Annotated in this window: 11 protein-coding genes; 5 read left to right on the top strand and 6 right to left on the bottom strand. The window is 71.9% G+C overall.

All coding sequences use genetic code 11. The features are described 5' to 3' along the window. On the bottom strand, window positions 1-1185 hold the full coding sequence (locus tag ABD652_RS04515) for an anhydro-N-acetylmuramic acid kinase (RefSeq protein WP_344718617.1): 1185 nt from the start codon (window positions 1183-1185) through the stop codon (window positions 1-3). Next, entirely contained in the window at window positions 1182-1898 is a 717-nt protein-coding gene (locus ABD652_RS04510) for a GntR family transcriptional regulator (protein ID WP_344718615.1), read from the bottom strand. Before ABD652_RS04510 ends, ABD652_RS04515 begins: the two co-directional genes overlap by 4 nt. Window positions 1899-2219: 321 nt before the next feature. Between ABD652_RS04510 and ABD652_RS04505 the strand changes: the two genes are divergently transcribed. The 3 genes from ABD652_RS04505 to ABD652_RS04495 all read left to right on the top strand — a co-directional run bounded on the left by ABD652_RS04505 (window position 2220) and on the right by ABD652_RS04495 (window position 7112). Beyond that, window positions 2220-3263: a LacI family DNA-binding transcriptional regulator gene (locus ABD652_RS04505; RefSeq protein ID WP_344718613.1), complete on the top strand. Its 1044-nt coding sequence runs from the start codon at window positions 2220-2222 to the stop codon at window positions 3261-3263. Between the two features lie 163 nt (window positions 3264-3426). Continuing rightward, complete coding sequence (locus ABD652_RS04500; RefSeq protein ID WP_344718611.1) at window positions 3427-4722, top strand: MFS transporter; 1296 nt, start codon at window positions 3427-3429, stop codon at window positions 4720-4722. Window positions 4723-4769: 47 nt separating this feature from the next. Beyond that, window positions 4770-7112 (top strand): alpha-L-rhamnosidase, encoded by a 2343-nt coding sequence (locus ABD652_RS04495; protein WP_344718609.1) that lies wholly within the window; start codon window positions 4770-4772, stop codon window positions 7110-7112. Between the two features lie 234 nt (window positions 7113-7346). Here ABD652_RS04495 and ABD652_RS04490 read toward each other — a convergent pair whose 3' ends face one another. Further along, a complete protein-coding gene (locus ABD652_RS04490; protein WP_344718607.1) occupies window positions 7347-7769 on the bottom strand; it encodes an organic hydroperoxide resistance protein in 423 nt (140 codons plus the stop codon). 176 nt (window positions 7770-7945) lie between these two features. Between ABD652_RS04490 and ABD652_RS04485 the strand changes: the two genes are divergently transcribed. Beyond that, the gene (locus ABD652_RS04485; RefSeq protein ID WP_344718605.1) at window positions 7946-9343 is read left to right on the top strand and encodes a galactokinase; all 1398 of its coding nucleotides are present in this window, start codon (window positions 7946-7948) and stop codon (window positions 9341-9343) included. 48 nt (window positions 9344-9391) lie between these two features. Here the strand turns inward: ABD652_RS04485 and ABD652_RS04480 are convergent, their stop codons facing one another. Together ABD652_RS04480 and ABD652_RS04475 are read right to left on the bottom strand one after the other, a co-directional pair. After that, window positions 9392-10156, bottom strand: coding sequence for a FadR/GntR family transcriptional regulator (locus ABD652_RS04480; RefSeq protein ID WP_344718603.1), 765 nt, complete (start codon window positions 10154-10156; stop codon window positions 9392-9394). 26 nt (window positions 10157-10182) lie between these two features. Next, complete coding sequence (locus ABD652_RS04475; RefSeq protein ID WP_344718600.1) at window positions 10183-11988, bottom strand: L-lactate permease; 1806 nt, start codon at window positions 11986-11988, stop codon at window positions 10183-10185. 301 nt (window positions 11989-12289) lie between these two features. Between ABD652_RS04475 and ABD652_RS04470 the strand changes: the two genes are divergently transcribed. Further along, window positions 12290-13528 (top strand): alpha-hydroxy acid oxidase, encoded by a 1239-nt coding sequence (locus ABD652_RS04470; protein ID WP_344718598.1) that lies wholly within the window; start codon window positions 12290-12292, stop codon window positions 13526-13528. Window positions 13529-13935: 407 nt separating this feature from the next. Here ABD652_RS04470 and ABD652_RS04465 read toward each other — a convergent pair whose 3' ends face one another. Further along, window positions 13936-15402: an MFS transporter gene (locus ABD652_RS04465; protein ID WP_344719049.1), complete on the bottom strand. Its 1467-nt coding sequence runs from the start codon at window positions 15400-15402 to the stop codon at window positions 13936-13938. Window positions 15403-15558 lie beyond the last annotated feature (156 nt).

The following is a 15558-nucleotide window of genomic DNA, read 5'->3' as shown; positions in this document are numbered from 1 at the left end:
TCAGCGCCGCACGATCAGTCGTCGCGGGGCATGCTCGCGCGGCGCGGGAAGCCGCAGCGGCCGCGCGCCGGGGGTGAGTCGTCCGGCGAGCGTGGCCCGGCGCGCGCCGGTCAGCGCCGGGGCGACGGCGTCCAGCCCGTGCCAGCTCAGCCAGCCGACCAGCGTCATCAGACAGGCCTCCTTCGCCCCTTCGGGCAGCCCGAAGGCCTCGTCGCTGGTCCGCACGCCGACGGCGTCGCCCAATTCGGCGCGCAGCGCGGCCATCAGCGTCGGGTTGCGGGTGCCGCCGCCGGAGGCGACGACGGCGCCGACGTCGTGCGCGGCGCAGGCCTGCGCGACGGTGCGGGCGGTCAGCGCCGTCAGCGTGGCGATGACGTCGTGCTCGTCCAGGCCCGGATGCGCGGCCAGATGCCGGTCGAGGTAGGCGGCGTGGAAGAGCTCCTTGCCGGTGGACTTCGGCGGGACCTGCGCGTAGTAGGGCTCGGCGAGCAGGTCGTCGAGCAGCGCGGGGATCACGCGGCCGCGGGCGGCGAGCGCGCCGTCGCGGTCGAAGCCGCGCTCGTCGCCGGTGATGCGGCGGGCCATGAGGTCGATGAGGGCGTTGGCCGGGCCGGTGTCGAAGGCCATCGGCTCGGCGTCCGGGGAGATGACGGTGATGTTGGCGATGCCGCCGAGGTTGAGCACCGCCGTCGGCTCGGCGACGTCGGCGAGCAGCATCCGGTCCAGGATCCCGACCAGCGGCGCGCCCTGGCCGCCGGCGGCGACGTCGCGGGCGCGCACGTCGGAGAGCACCGGGGTCCCGGTGCGCTCGGCGATCCAGGCCGGCTGGCCCAGCTGCAGCGTGGAGGTCACCGCGCCGTCGGCGACGTCGTGGCGGACGGTCTGGCCGTGCGAGACGATCAGCTCCGGCTCGACGCCGGCCTCGGCGGCCAGGGCCGCGACCGCCTCGGCGCTGGCCTGCCCGAGGCGGGCGTCGACGTCGCTGACCAGCGCCAGCGGCACGTCCCGGGGCTCGAGCAGGCGCAGGATGTCCAGGCCGAGGGCGGCGTCGAAGGCCACCTCGCGCGCGGCGAGCAGACGCATGGTCAGCGCGTCGCCGTCGGCGTCGCTGTGGGGCTCGAGCTCCACCAGAGCGACGTCGAGGCCGTCGGCGGAGGTGCCCGCCATCAGTCCGGCGATGATCATGACGCCTCCTCCGTGCCGGGGGCGGTGAGCTCGGTGCGGATCTTGTAGCGGTCGCCGCGGTAGACCGAGCGGACGAACTCCACCGGCTGGTCGTCGGCGCTCCACGAGGTGCGCTCGAAGAGCAGCGCCGGCGAATGCACCGGCACGTCGAGGTCGGCGGCCTCCTGGGCGTCGACGACAGTGGGCTCGATGGTCTGGACGCTGCGGGCGACGACGATGCCACAGCGTGCGAGCAGCAGGTCGTAGAAGGACTGGTCCTCCAGGTCGGCGGCGGCCAGGTCCGGGACCAGCGCGCGCGGGACGTGCAGCTCCTCCAGGGCGATGGGCTCGTCGTCGGCCAGGCGCAGGCGGGTGACCTGGGCGGCGTCGTCGTACTCGGCCAGCTTCAGCCGGCTGCGGATGCGCGCGCCGACGGGGCCGACGTCGAAGGAGAGCGTCCGGGCGCCGGGACGCAGGCCGCGGGCGCGCATGTCCGCGGTGAAGGAGCTGGCCATCAGCGCCTGGTCCAGCTTGGGGCCCAGGGCGAAGACCCCGGAGCCGTGACGGCGGCGGACGGCGCCGCGGGCGACGAGCTCGTCGATCGCGCGGCGCAGGGTCATGCGCGAGACGCCGAGCTCGACGGCGAGGTCACGTTCGGGCGGGAGCTGCTCGCCGGAGGCCATCTCCTCGAGACGGTCCAGCAGCTGGTCGCGGACGGCGTGGTACTTGGTCACGCACCTATTGAGACACAGCCCACAGCCGAAATCAAGACCACTGGACTAACTTTTGGCCTCGCGGGGATCTCGCCGGGGCGGATCGGGCGCTCCGGGAGCGCTCCGGGGCGCCCCGAGACGTCCGCGCGAGCCCTGAGCGGCGCTCCGGGAGTGCTCCCCGACGTTGAGTGGCCACTCCTGACGACACTCACCCCGGCCGGAACGATTCATCCGGGGCAGATGCCGTCACACGTGGCCACTCAGCGCAAGGGAGGGCCTGCGAAGAGCCCGAGGCGCCGGACCCGCCGCACCGGGACTCGCCGCTCGTGTAGCGTCCTGCCCATGGACCAGCACTCCGACGACGCCCCGTCCCGACCGCGCCGCCGGGTGACGATCGCCGACGTCGCCGCCGAGGCCGGAGTCTCCACCGCCGCAGTGTCGAAGGTGCTCCGCGAGGCCTACGGCGTCAGCGAGGAGATGCGCACCAAGGTCAGGACGGCCGTCGACGCCCTCGACTACCGCCCCCACACCGGAGCCCGCACGCTGCGCGGACGCTCCTTCACCGTGGGCGTGATGCTGCTGGACGTGGCCGCGCAGTTCCAGTGGGAGATCATCGAGGGGATCAGCACCCACCTGGAGCCCACGCCGTTCCAGGAGGTCCTCATCACCGGAGGGCTGGACCCCGCCCGGCAGAAGCGCGCCGTCGAGGCCCTGCTGGACCGCCAGATGGACGGACTGATCCTCATCACCCCCGGTATGGAGGCCGCGTGGCTCGAGGAGCTGGGACGCCGCGCGCCGCTGGTGACAGTCGCGCGCCACGGCCCTGCGGATTCCTATGACTCGGTGGTCACCGACGACCACCTCGGCGCAGGCCTGGTGGTCGATCATCTCGTCGCCCTCGGGCACCGGCGGATCGCGCACATCACGGCACCGCTCGGCGAGCTGGCACGCCCTTCGGTGCTGTCCCAGACGCCGCGGCTCGACGGGTACTGCGCGGCCATGGCCCGCCATGGACTCTCGCCCCACGTAGTCGAAGCGGACTATTCGGAGGCCGGGGGCCACCGCGCCACCGCCCGGGCGCTGGACGCCGCCGTCCCGCCGTCGGCGATCTTCGCCGGAGCTGACAGCAGCGCCCTGGGCACCCTGCGCGCCGCCGAGGAGCGGGACCTCGACGTACCGGGGGACCTCTCCGTAGTGGGCTTCGACAACGCCTCCGTGGCCGGCATCGGTCGGATCTCACTGAGCACTGTGGATCAGGACGGACCGTCCACCGGGACGTTCGCCGCAGAGCTGCTGCTGCAGCGGCTGGACGGCCGGGCCGACCCCGCGCATCGGGTGATCACCCCCGAGCTGGTGATCCGCGGCACCAGCGCTCCCCCGCGCTGACCTGGGCCTCCCGGGGCGCGCGTCGACGCGCTTCATGAATCGTTTCACCATCCGCTTGTAAAACGTTCTACGCACCTCTACGCTGAGTGATCACGACCACGTGACCGGGCTCACCGGACGCCCTCCCGTCCGGCGCCCCCTCCGCACCAGAGGAGCTGCACCGATGCCCCTGATCCCCTCGACTCCCGAACGCCGACGCGCCTGGTGGACCGCCGGCGTCGCCGGCATGGCGTCCTACCTCGACGCCGGTGCCATCGTCACCACCGGCACCGCGCTCGTGCTCTATCAGGAGCCGATGGACATCACCTCCGCCCAGTTCGGTCAGCTCTCCGGGCTGCTGACGCTGATGATCGGTCTCGGCGCGCTGATCGGCGGCAACCTCTCCGACCGCTTCGGCCGTCGGCGCGTCTTCACCGTCACGGTGACGCTCTACGCGATCGGCGCGCTGCTGCTGGCCGCCGCACCGGGAGTCGGCGCCCTCTACGTCGGCATCCTGCTGCTGGGCTTCGCCTCCGGCGCCGACCTGCCGCCCTCGCTGGCGATGATCGCCGAGGCCGCCCCGGAGCACGACGAGGGCAAGATGGTCGCCTTCTCGCATGTGCTGTGGATGGCCGCGATCCCGGTGGTCAACGTCTTCGGGATCATCGTCGGCGACATGGGCGCCGCCGGCGCGCGCATCATGTACGGCCATCTGCTCGTCGTCGCCACCGTCGTCCTGCTGCTGCGCCTGCGACTGCCGGAGTCGCCGCTGTGGACTCGGCACGCGATCAGCATCGACACCGGCGCCGTCGACCGCACCAGCCTGCGCCGGCTGTTCTCCCGCCGGTGGCTGCCCACGCTCGCCGGCGTGGCGCTCTTCTACGCGATCACCAACATCGTCGCCAACACCCATGGCCAGTTCTCGCAGTACCTGCTGGTCAACGTCGTGGGCACTGACGTCTCCACCGCCTCGGCGGTGAGCCTGATCGGATTGGGCTGCAGCCTCGCCGCCGCGCTCTTCCTGATGCGCATCGTCGACACGCGCTTCCGCATGCTCGGCTTCGTGCTCGGCTCGATCGCGGCGATCATCGCCTGCCTGGTGCCGGCAGTCGTCGGGATCTCCATCGCCGCGGTGGTCATCTTCGGCGTCGTCTACGGCATCTCCGGCATCGTCTCCGGTGAGCCGATGTTCAAGGTGTGGTCGCAGGAGCTGATCCCCACCGAGCACCGCAGCACCGCGCAGGGCATCTCCATCGCCTTCGCCCGCGCAGTGGCCGCGGCGTTCGGCCTGGTCACTCCACTGATCATGGACTACAGCGCCGAGCTGATGTTCCTGGTGCTGGCCGCGGCGATCCTGGTGTCCGGACTCATCGGCCTGCTCTGGGTCTCGCGCCGGCCGCAGGTGCTGCGCGACGAGAAGACCACGATCCCCACCGGCGCCGTGCCGGCGGCGGACAGCACGCGCGCGTCCGGAGACTGAACAACACCCCCGCCCGCCCCGCACCCCGTGACAGAGAGAATGGGCCCATGACCACGCTTCCCCCGCTCACCGCCTCCGCCGTCGCCCCGGCCGCCGCGCTGGACTCCGCACCCCGCTTCCGCCGGGTCTTCCGCCTGGAGCCCGGCCACGGCGCCGTCGTCTCCGCCATGCTGCGCGCCAGCGCCCTGGGCGTCTACGAGGCGCAGCTCGACGGCGCGCCCGTGGACGAGGACGTCCTCGCGCCCGGCTGGTCCAGCTACGAATGGCGGCTGCGGTACCAGACCTATGACCTCACCGACCGCCTGCGGGGCGCCTCCGCCGAGGACGGGGGCCCGCATGTGCTCGCCGCCGTCGTCGGCAACGGCTGGCATCTCGGCCAGCTGGGCTGGCAGGAGAAGCGGCGGCTCTACGGCGAGCATCGCGCGCTGCTGGCGCAGCTGGACATCGTCTACGCCGACGGCCATGTCCAGACCGTCGGCACCGACGAGTCGTGGCAGGCCCGCGGGTCCGAGATCCTCACCGACGACCTCTACGACGGCCAGACCATCGACGCCCGACGCCGCGAGACCGACTGGGCCTCGCCGCGGCGCGCCGACGACGACGCCGACTGGGCCGCCGTCGCCGCCGTCGGCGTGGACGCCGAGCTCGTCGAGCCGATCGGCCCGCCGGTGCGCCGGCAGCAACAGATCGCCCCGCAGCGGATCTGGACCTCGCCGAGCGGCAGAACGCTGGTGGACTTCGGGCAGAACCTGGTGGGCTGGATCCGGCTGACGGTCCGCGGCGCCGCCGGCAAGACGGTCACCGTCCGCCATGCCGAGGTCCTCGAGCACGACGAGCTCGGCACCCGGCCGCTGCGCCACGCCGACGCCGCCGACCGCTTCATCCTCTCCGGCGACGAGGACACCTTCGAGCCGACCTTCACCTTCCACGGGTTCCGCTATGCCGAGGTCAGCGACTTCCCCGGCGAGCTGACCGCCGCGGCGCTGACCGCCGTCGTCGTCCACTCCGAGATGCCGCGCACCGGCACCTTCCGCAGCTCGCACGAGCTGGTGAACCAGCTGCACGAGAACGTGGTGTGGGGACTGCGCGGCAACTTCCTGGACGTGCCCACCGACTGCCCGCAGCGCGACGAGCGGCTCGGCTGGACCGGCGATATCGCCGTCTTCGCGCCGACAGCGGCCCACCTCTTCGACGTGCGCGGCTTCCTGGCCGACTGGCTGCGCGACGTCGCCGCGGAGCAGCGCGCCGCCGACGGCTTCGTCCCGTACGTGGTGCCGGACGTGCTGAAGCACCAGGACATGCCCGAGGAGTTCACCCCGGTGGAGTCGGCGGCCATCTGGTCCGACGCCGCGGTCTGGGTGCCCTGGGCGCTCTGGGAGGCCTACGGCGACCGCGAGGTGCTGGACGCGCAGTATGAGTCGATGACCGCGCATCTGCGGCGCGTGGAGTTGCTGCTCTCGCCGACCGGGCTGTGGGACACCGGCTTCCAATTCGGCGACTGGCTGGATCCCGACGCCTCGCCGCACCGGCCCGCCGACGCGAAGGCCGACCCCTCGGTGGTGGCCACCGCCTGCGTGATCCGCACCGCGCGCATGGTCGCCGAGACCGCGGAGATCCTGGACCGGCCCGACGACGCCGATGCCTTCCACGCGCTGGCCGAGCGGGTGCAGGCCGCCTTCCTCGAGCACTACGTCGACGGCGATGGGCGGATCACCTCCGACGCGACGACCGTCTACACGCTGGCGATCGTCTTCGACCTGCTCGACGAGCCGCGCCGGGCCGCCGCCGGCGAGCGGCTGGCCGAGCTGGTGGCCGCCGCCGAGTACAAGGTCTCCACCGGCTTCGCCGGGACCCCTTACATCACCGAGGCGCTGAGCCGGACCGGGCATGTCGAGACCGCCTACCGCCTGCTGCTCGAGACCGGCTGCCCGTCCTGGCTCTACCCGGTGACGATGGGGGCGACGACGGTCTGGGAGCGGTGGGACTCGATGCTGCCGGACGGGAGCATCAACCCCGGGGAGATGACCAGCTTCAACCACTACGCACTGGGGTCGGTGGCCGCCTGGCTGCATCGCGTGGTCGGCGGTCTCGCCCCGGCCGAACCGGGGTATGCGCGGGTGCGGATCGCCCCGCAGCCGCCGCAGGGCGCGATGGCCAAGGAGCTGACCTGGGCGGAGACCGCGCAGGAGACTCCGCAGGGACTGGTGACCGTCCACTGGGAGCGCGTGGGCGAGGAGCTGGTGCTCGATGTGCGGCTGCCGGAAGGTGTGGAGGCCGACGTCGACGTCTCGGCGACGGTGCCCTCGGCCGCGCCGCAGGTGATCGTCGGCGATGGCGCCGAGCGGCGGATACGGTTCAGTCGGGAGGAGGTCGGGGCGCCGATGCGGTGAGCGGAGCTCGCCGCGGCCTCGAGTGGCCACTCCTGACGACTTCTCGGCCGGCTGGAACGATTCATCCGGGGCAGAAGCCGTCACACGTGGCCACTCAGTGCGCGCACATCCCCCGAGACGCGAGAAGGGGGCCGAGCGTGATGCTCGGCCCCCTTCAGCAGCGGCGAACGCCTCGGACGAGGCATCTGATCGCCTCGGTCAAGAATCGCGGGCGATTCTCGCCTCTCGGCTCGATCAGTCGTCCGTGACGACGACCTTGACCTCGATGTTGCCCCGCGTCGCGTTGGAGTAGGGGCACACCTGGTGGGCCTTGTCGGCCAGGCTCTGGGCCTCGTCGTGCGGCAGCTCCGGCACCACGACCTCGAGGGTGACCTCGAGGCCCATGCCGCCGTCGTCCTGCTTGCCGATGCCGACCTTGGCCCCGACGGAGGAGTCGCCCAGCTCGGCCTTCTCCTGGCTGGCGACCAGCTGGAGCGCGCCGTGGAAGCACGCGGCATAGCCAGCGGCGAACAGCTGCTCGGGGTTGCTGCCCTCGCCGGAGCCGCCCATCGCCTGCGGGGCGGCCAGGTCCAGGTCCACGCGGCCGTCGTCGGTGCGGGTGCGGCCGTTGCGGCCACCACCCGTGGCGATCGCCTCTGCGGTGTACAGGGTCTCCATAGTGCACTCCTCTCGATCGGGGTCGATCCACCGATCAGCACATCACATGCCCCGGAGCTTGGCCAGGGCTTTCTCCCCGTATTCGCTGAGAGCTGTGCGACGTTCATGCCGCGGCTCCGACCGGGCCGCAGCCGCCCGTTTCGCGCCGTCGTCGCCCAGACGGCAGAATTGCCCGCATGGACACCGAAGACGCCGCCTGGCTGTCCCCCGGGGACGCCGCCGAGATCCGCCGCAGCCTCACCTCGCAGTTCGCCGAGGAGTTCGGGCACGGCCCCTCCGGCGTCTGGTTCGCCCCGGGCCGGGCGAACCTCAACGGAGAGCACGTCGACTTCCACGGCGGCCGCTGCCTGCCGATGGCCCTGGCCCACGGCACCTACGTCGCCGCCGCGCCGCGCACCGACGGCATGCTGTACCTGCGCACGCTGGAGCCGACGCTCGACGCCGGCGTCCAGCAGGTCTGCATCAGCGAGGTCACCTCCGGCCCCGACGCCGACGTCCACACCATCACCGACGATCAGCCCTGCGGCTGGACCAAGTACGTCGGCGGCACGCTCTGGGCGCTGCGCGCGCTCGGCGAGGAGATCGACGAGCTCGCCGTCGACGAGAGCTTCGGCGCCGACCTGCTGATCACCTCCACGCTGCCGATCGGCGGCGGGCTGTCGTCCTCGGCGGCGCTGGAGTGCTCGGCGATGCTGGCCTTCGTCGCGATGGCCACGCCGCTGGGCCGCGCGAACCCCGGCGCCGCGCTGGACGCCGCGCTCACCGACGAGCTGCGCGCCCGGCTGGCCGCGGCCTGCGTGCGCGCGGAGGTGGAGATGGTCGGCGCCGGCACCGGCGGGCTCGACCAGACCGTCAGCCTGCGCGGACGGGCCGCGCATCTGCTCTCGCTGGACTGCCGCGACTTCACCGTCGATCGCATCCCGGCCTCCGGCCTGCTGGCCGACCACCGGTTCGTCGCCGTGGACACCGGCCAGGCGCACTGGCTGGGCGACGGCCAGTTCGACGACCGCCGCGCCGACTCCGAGGCGGCGATGCGCCTGCTCGAGGTCGAGCGGCTGCGCGACCTGCTGCCCGATCGCCCCGGCACCGCCGACGTCTCCGCAGTGCTGCGGCGCTTCGACGAGCGCGCCGGCGCGGGCGAGACCCTGCCGTCGCCCGTCGACGGCGCCCCGGCCCGCGACCGTGCGGCCTGCCGGCGTCGCCTGCGGCATGCGCTGACCGAGATGGTCCGCTCCGAGGAGCTGCACGGCTTCCTCTCCGACGACGAGCTCGACGCCGAGTCCACCGCGATGCTGGTGGGCAATCTGATGACCGCCGGCCACGCCTCGATGCGCGACGAGGCCGAGGTCTCCTTCCCCGCGGCGAACACCGTCGTCGAGACCGCCGTGGAGAAGGGCGCGCCCGGGGCGCGGCTGATCGGCGGCGGCTTCGGCGGCTCGGCGCTGCTGCTCTGCCGCGCCGACGACGTCGCCACGATCACCGGAGCCGTCGCCTCGGCCTGCGCCGAGGCCGGACACCGGACGCCGCGCTTCCTGGAGATCACGCCGTCGGATCCGGCGCATGTGATCGCCTGACGCCGCCGCGGCACGCCCCGCCCGGGCCGTCGCGCGCGACGGCCGGGATCACGAGGCGGGGCGGCGCATCTCGGGCAGGGCGCGATGGGCGAAGCGGATGTGCTCCTCGGTCAGCCGGGTTCCGCGCGGACCGTCCCCGGCGGCGATCGCGGCATAGATCTCGCGGTGCTGGGCCTGCAGGCTCTGCCGGAGGTCCTGGGAGTCGTCCATGTCGTGGAAGGCCCGGAGGATCACCTGTCGCAGGGAGCTGCGGATCGCGGTGGTGAGATCGGCGACCAGCCGGTTCCCCGCGGCCTCGGCGATGGCCACGTGGAAGGCGGTATCGGCGTCGTTGAACTCCTCCAGCGGCACCTCGGCGGACTCCATGCGGTCGAGGGGCTCGCGGATGGCGGCGAGCCGCTCCTCGTCGGCGTGCTCGGCGGCCAGCAGGACACTGGCGCGCTCGAGGGCCACGCGCACCTCGACGACGTCGTCGACGGGGAAGTTCGACAGGCCCACGTGCATCCGCAGCAGGCGGGTCAGCGCGGCGCTGGGCATCGCAGTGATCACCGTCCCGGCGGACCGGCCGGAGCCCACCCGGGACTGCAGGACCCCCTGGCTCTCCAGCACGCGGATGGCCTCACGGACGCTGGCCCGGCTGACCTCCAGCTTGGTCGCCAGATCCCGCTCGGGCGGGAGGGAGTCCCCGACGGTCAGCCGGCCGGCCATGACCTGGTCCTCGATCGCGTCGATGACCAGCTCGTGCGCACGGCTGCGCGGCACGGGCGACCAGTCGATGGCGGGACCGGAGTCGTCCGGGGAGGAAGCTGACATGATTCCTTTCTATCACTGCCGCCGGGTCACTTCTCACCCTGCAGACGGGCACGACCGGCACGATCGCGCCGCATCACCCCCGCGGCCAGCGTCCCCAGCCCGGCGACGACGACGAACAGCCCGATCGTGCCGAGGTTGAGGCCGAACCCGTGGGCCATGACGTAGGTGATCGATCCGCCTGCGGTGCAGTAGTACAGCGTCACCAGCAGCACCTTGCGCAGCAGGTCGCCCTCGCGGCCGAGCAGGCCGACAGTGGCCGAGGCGGCGACGATGTTGTGCACCGAGATCGGGTTGCCGCCGGCGCCGCCGACCGCCTGCGCGGCCACGACGGTCTCCGGGCTGACGCCGATCTGGGCGCCGGTGGACCACTGGAACTGCGCGAAGGTCAGGTTCGAGATGGTGTTCGAACCGGCCACGAAGGCGCCCAGCGCGCCCAGGAAGGGGGCGAAGAACGGCCAGGCCCCGCCGGTCAGCGTCGAGGCCCCTTCGGCGAGCATGACCGGCATGCTCTCCAGCCCGGACTCGTTGATGCCCGACTGCAGCAGCACGCGCACCAGGGGGACGGCGAAGAGCAGCGCGACGGCCGTGCCGGCGAGCTGCCGACCGGCGGTCTGCCAGGTCCGCAGGATCTGCGCGCCGGACATCCGGTAGATGCCGTAGCCGAAGACGACGGCGAGGATCAGCAGGAATCCGGGGAGGTAGAAGGGGTCCAGCGTCGCGCTGATCCCCTCCACGCCCAGCAGGTCGGGGATCACGAAGCGGGTCAGGCCCGGGGTGGTGAGCAGCTCGGTCAGCGGCTCGATGACACGGGTGGCGACCAGCAGGCCGGCCAGCACCAGGTAGGGCGACCACGCCCGCAGCAGGCTGATCGGCGCCCGACCCTCGGCCTGCGCGGACTGTTCGGGGGCGATCCGGCCGGTCCAGCGCGTCTCCCACTCCGCCCGCGGGCCGAAGCTGAAGGTCGTCCGGGGCATGAGGAAGCCCTTCGAGGAGGTCAGCATCACCAGCATCAGGCCGGCGAATCCGCCCAGCAGCGCGGGGAACTCCGGACCGAGCAGCCAGGCCACCAGCACTGAGGGCGCCGTCATCGCCACTGAGGCGTACACCGCGAAGGGCGCGACCTTCAGCCCGTCGGCGAAGCTGCGGCCCGGTCCGAAGAACCCGGTGAGCAGGACGACGATCAGCATCGGGATCAGCAGGCCGACGGCGGCGTGGATCAGGGCGACATGCAGGCCGATCTCGGCGATGTACTCCGAGTAGCTGAGCCCGGTCTCCGCCAGGCGGGACTGCACGGCGTCGGAGCTGCTGTTCAGACCGTCGCCGACGCCGATGAGGATCGGGGTGCCGACGGCGCCGAAGCTGACCGGGGTGGACTGCACGATCAGCCCGACCATCACCGCCGCCATCGCGGGGAAGCCCATGGCCAGCAGCAGCGGCGCCACCACGGCGGCGGTGGTCCCGAACCCGGAGGCTCCCTCGATGAACGAGCCGAAGAGCCAGCCGATGATGATCGCCTGGATGCGCGGGTCCGGGGAGATGCGGTTGAACCCGGCCTTGATGGCCTCCATGGCCCCGGAGCCGACCACGGTGGCGAGCAGCAGCAGCGCGCCGAAGACGATGTAGAGCATGGTCCCGGCGATGACGAGCCCCTCCAGGGAGGCGGCGGCCACAGTGGCCGGGGCCATGTCCCAGGTGAGCCAGGCGATCGTGACCGCGACCAGGTAGCCCACCGGCATGGCGTACTTGGCGGGCCAGCGGAGCACCGCCAGCAGGATGCCGACGACGAGGATCGGAGCGATGGCGAGCAGGCTGTACCAGGCGATGGAGTCCACAGCGGTCGTCCCTTCGGGAGCGGGCTGGCGAGGGGTACGGTCAACCACCTATGTGGTCTGACCATTTGAGGAGAGTAGCCGGAGAATGTGACGTGCGTCAACGTCTCCGACTCGACGGCTCCAACTCGACGGCGCCCGAGCTGCCACCGTTGACCACGACGGCGTCCAGTCGTATCGTCAGTGTGGTCAGACCACTGAATGCGCAGACCACACACCAGGCCGTGGACGCGCCGCCGACGACCCGCTCGCCTCGGCGCCGGCCGGCGACCTCGGACTGCGCCCTCCCGAAGGAGACTCCCGCATGGTGAAGCGTCAGATCCCCGACCCCCGCGAGCTCGTCGAGCTGATGCAGTTCCGACGCCCCAGCCTCGACCGCGTCGGCAGCCGCCTGGCACGCGCGCAGTCGATCGACGATCTGCGGACGATCGCCCGCCGCCGCACCCCGGCGGCGGCCTTCGACTACACCGACGGCGCCGCCGAGGCGGAGGTGTCCCTGCAGCGGGCCCGCCAGGCCTTCGAGGACGTCGAGTTCCACCCCGGCGTGCTCCATGACGTCTCCGACGTCGACACCAGCACCACGATCCTCGGCGGGCCCTCGGCCCAGCCCTTCGGCATCGCTCCGACCGGGTTCACCCGGCTGATGCAGACCGAGGGCGAGATCGCCGGAGCCGGGTCCGCCGGCGCGGCGGGGATCCCGTTCTCCCTCTCCACGCTGGGCACCAGCTCCATCGAGGACGTGAAGCAGGCCAACCCGGACGGCCGGAACTGGTTCCAGCTCTACGTCATGCGCGACCGCTCCATCTCCTTCGGCCTCGTCGACCGCGCGGCGGCCGCCGGATTCGACACGCTGCTGTTCACCGTGGACACCCCGGTGGCCGGCTCCCGCCGGCGGGACAAGCGCAACGGATTCTCGATCCCGCCGCAGCTGAGTCTCGGCACTGTGCTGAATGCGATCCCGCGCCCCTGGTGGTGGTGGGACTTCCTGACCACGCCGCCGCTGGAGTTCGCCTCGCTCTCCTCCACCGGCGGCACCGTCGGCGAACTGCTGAACTCCGCGATGGACCCGACCATCGACGTCGAGGACCTGCGCGAGATCCGCGACCGGTGGCCGGGACGCCTGGTGGTCAAGGGCGTCCAGACGGTGGAGGACGCGAAGAAGCTCACCGACCTCGGCGTGGACGGCCTGGTGCTGTCCAATCACGGCGGCCGGCAGCTGGACCGCGCGCCGGTGCCCTTCCACCTGCTGCCGGAGGTGGTCCGCGAGGTCGGCGACGACGTCGAGGTCATCGTCGACACCGGCATCATGCACGGCGCCGACGTCGTCGCCGCGCTCGCGCTCGGCGCGGACTTCGCGCTGGTGGGCCGGGCCTACCTCTACGGCCTGATGGCCGGCGGGCGCCGGGGCGTGGACCGAGCCGTGGAGCTGCTCTCCGAGGAGGTCGAGCGCACGATGAAGCTGCTGCAGGTCACCAGCGTCGCTGAACTGGAACCGGACCACGTCACGCAGCTGCGCTCGCTGGGCCCGGTGCCGCGGGACTGATCCGCCGACGACGGCGCCGATTCGGCCCATCGAACCGGCCAGCCGATGGGTCGCCCATGTCCGCCGGCACGTCCATGATCGGAACGCGCCGCCCCGACCGGAGTGCGCCACGCAGCCAGCAGCTGCAGGGCCGACTCCGAGACACCCAGATCCCGGCAGACCTGCTGCGGGGGCATGCCGGACTCGAGACGCTCCGACGCTGTGGTCCTGAACTCCTCGGAGCAGTTCTTCGGCACGGCGACAGGGGCCGGACACGGGAGACGCGCGCCGAAGCCGTGAGGAAGGCTTCTGCGCGCATCGCGCATCCCGTCGCGCCGTGCCATGACGACACGTCTTCCCGGTCGCCTGCAAGACGTCGGGCCACGGAGTCGAGGGGAGGGGCGACTCCGTGGCCCGTGAAGAACCCGTCAGACCGAATGTTCGACGCGGTCTCTGCGGCCCACGTCAGCGGGGGTTCCGGACGACGGCTCGACACCCCGCGGGGAAGGTGCCGACACGTCGGGGAGCGGACCCTGCTCGTCGTCGGAGATGCGCACCGCGTCCTCGATGCGCAGCAGATCGCGGCCCCGGGTCTCCGGCGTGAGCACCGTCGCCGCCGTGGTGATCGCCGCCAGCGTCGCCATGTAGATCGCCGGGAGCAGCCAGTTGCCGTCGGACACCGCCAGCATCCAGGCGCCGACGACGCCGGCCAGACCGCCGGCCAGCACGGCGGAGAGCTCGCGGGCCATGGCCACCCCCAGGTAGCGATGCCGATTGCCGAAGAGCTCCGGCAGCATCGCGCACTGCGGTCCGAGCATGGTGTTGACGCCGACGCCGTAGCCGATCGCCACTGTTGCGATCACCGCGACAGGACTGCCGGTCTGCAGCAGCCACCAGCCGGGGAAGGAGAAGACCAGCAGGAACAGTGACCCGGCTCGGTAGATGGGGAGACGGCCGATGCGGTCGGAGAGGCGGCCGGTGATCGGGATGACGGCGATGCCGATCAGGGCGCCCAGGGTGATGCCCCAGGTGGCCAGCGACTGGTCCACAGTCGCGGCAGCCGTGCCGGTGGCGAAGCTCAGCGCCAGCGTCTGCATCATGTACGAACCGCCGTTCTCGGCCATGCGCAGCCCGATGCCGGCGACCACGCCGGGCAGCCCGCCGGTGAGCACCTGACGGAGCGGCTGCTTGGTGACGTCCTCGTTCTTCTCCAGCTCCACGTAGGTGGGCGTCTCCTTCAGTCGGGCCCGGATGAACAGCGCCAGCAGGATGAGGACGAAGGAGCAGAGGAACGGCACGCGCCAGGCCCATTCGACGAAGATGGCGTCGGGCAGTGCGGAGAGCGCCGCATAGACCACCGAGGCCATCAGGGTGCCGAGCTGGATGCCGATGAAGGGCAGCGACGAGAGATACCCGCGCCGTCGGATGGGTGAGTACTCGGCCATCAGGACGGTCGCGCCCGCCTGCTCGGCGCCGGCGCCGAAGCCCTGGGCCAGGCGCAGCACCGTCAGGAGGATCGGCGCCCAGATGCCGATCGATTCGTAGGTGGGCAGTGCGCCGATCAGCGTCGTGGAGCCGCCCATGAGCAGGATGGTCACCACGAGGACCCACTTGCGGCCGATCCGGTCCCCGAGCGTGCCGAAGAACAGGCCGCCGAGCGGGCGGGCGACGAAGCCGACGCCGAAGGTGGCCAGCGACGCGACAACGCCCATGGCGGGATCGAGGTTCGAGAAGAACAGACGGTTGAAGATCAGCGCCGAGGCGAGGCCGTACAGCGCGAAGTCGAAGTATTCCAGGGCGGATCCGACGGTGGAGGCCAGAGTCGCGCGTCGCAGGTTCGCGACGTACTCCGGGTCCTCCTCCGCGGCGGGGTTCTGCGGCTCCTTCACCGGCATCTCCTCAGTCGTCCGGGGGCATGTCTGGGACGCACTCACAGTGCGCAGTGTGTGCTGGAGCACATCCAGCATGCGGCCAGCGTAACCATATTCTGAATCACGTTCAAGATGATGAACCGCCCGAGGGATCGCGTGACGGCGGCCGAAAGACGGGCG

This window comes from Nesterenkonia halobia, assembly GCF_039536005.1.
In the GTDB taxonomy this organism is placed as follows: domain Bacteria; phylum Actinomycetota; class Actinomycetes; order Actinomycetales; family Micrococcaceae; genus Nesterenkonia; species Nesterenkonia halobia.
This window is presented reverse-complemented; position numbering and strand designations above follow the sequence as displayed.

Excerpts from the sequence above, each read along its gene's own strand:
- ABD652_RS04515 (WP_344718617.1), bottom strand. The coding sequence starts at position 1,185 with ATGATCATCGCCGGACTGATGGCGGGCACCTCCGCCGACGGCCTCGAC.
- ABD652_RS04505 (WP_344718613.1), top strand. The coding sequence starts at position 2,220 with ATGGACCAGCACTCCGACGACGCCCCGTCCCGACCGCGCCGCCGGGTG.
- ABD652_RS04500 (WP_344718611.1), top strand. The coding sequence starts at position 3,427 with ATGCCCCTGATCCCCTCGACTCCCGAACGCCGACGCGCCTGGTGGACC.
- ABD652_RS04495 (WP_344718609.1), top strand. The coding sequence starts at position 4,770 with ATGACCACGCTTCCCCCGCTCACCGCCTCCGCCGTCGCCCCGGCCGCC.
- ABD652_RS04490 (WP_344718607.1), bottom strand. The coding sequence starts at position 7,769 with ATGGAGACCCTGTACACCGCAGAGGCGATCGCCACGGGTGGTGGCCGC.
- ABD652_RS04485 (WP_344718605.1), top strand. The coding sequence starts at position 7,946 with ATGGACACCGAAGACGCCGCCTGGCTGTCCCCCGGGGACGCCGCCGAG.
- ABD652_RS04480 (WP_344718603.1), bottom strand. The coding sequence starts at position 10,156 with ATGTCAGCTTCCTCCCCGGACGACTCCGGTCCCGCCATCGACTGGTCG.
- ABD652_RS04470 (WP_344718598.1), top strand. The coding sequence starts at position 12,290 with ATGGTGAAGCGTCAGATCCCCGACCCCCGCGAGCTCGTCGAGCTGATG.
- ABD652_RS04465 (WP_344719049.1), bottom strand. The coding sequence starts at position 15,402 with ATGCCGGTGAAGGAGCCGCAGAACCCCGCCGCGGAGGAGGACCCGGAG.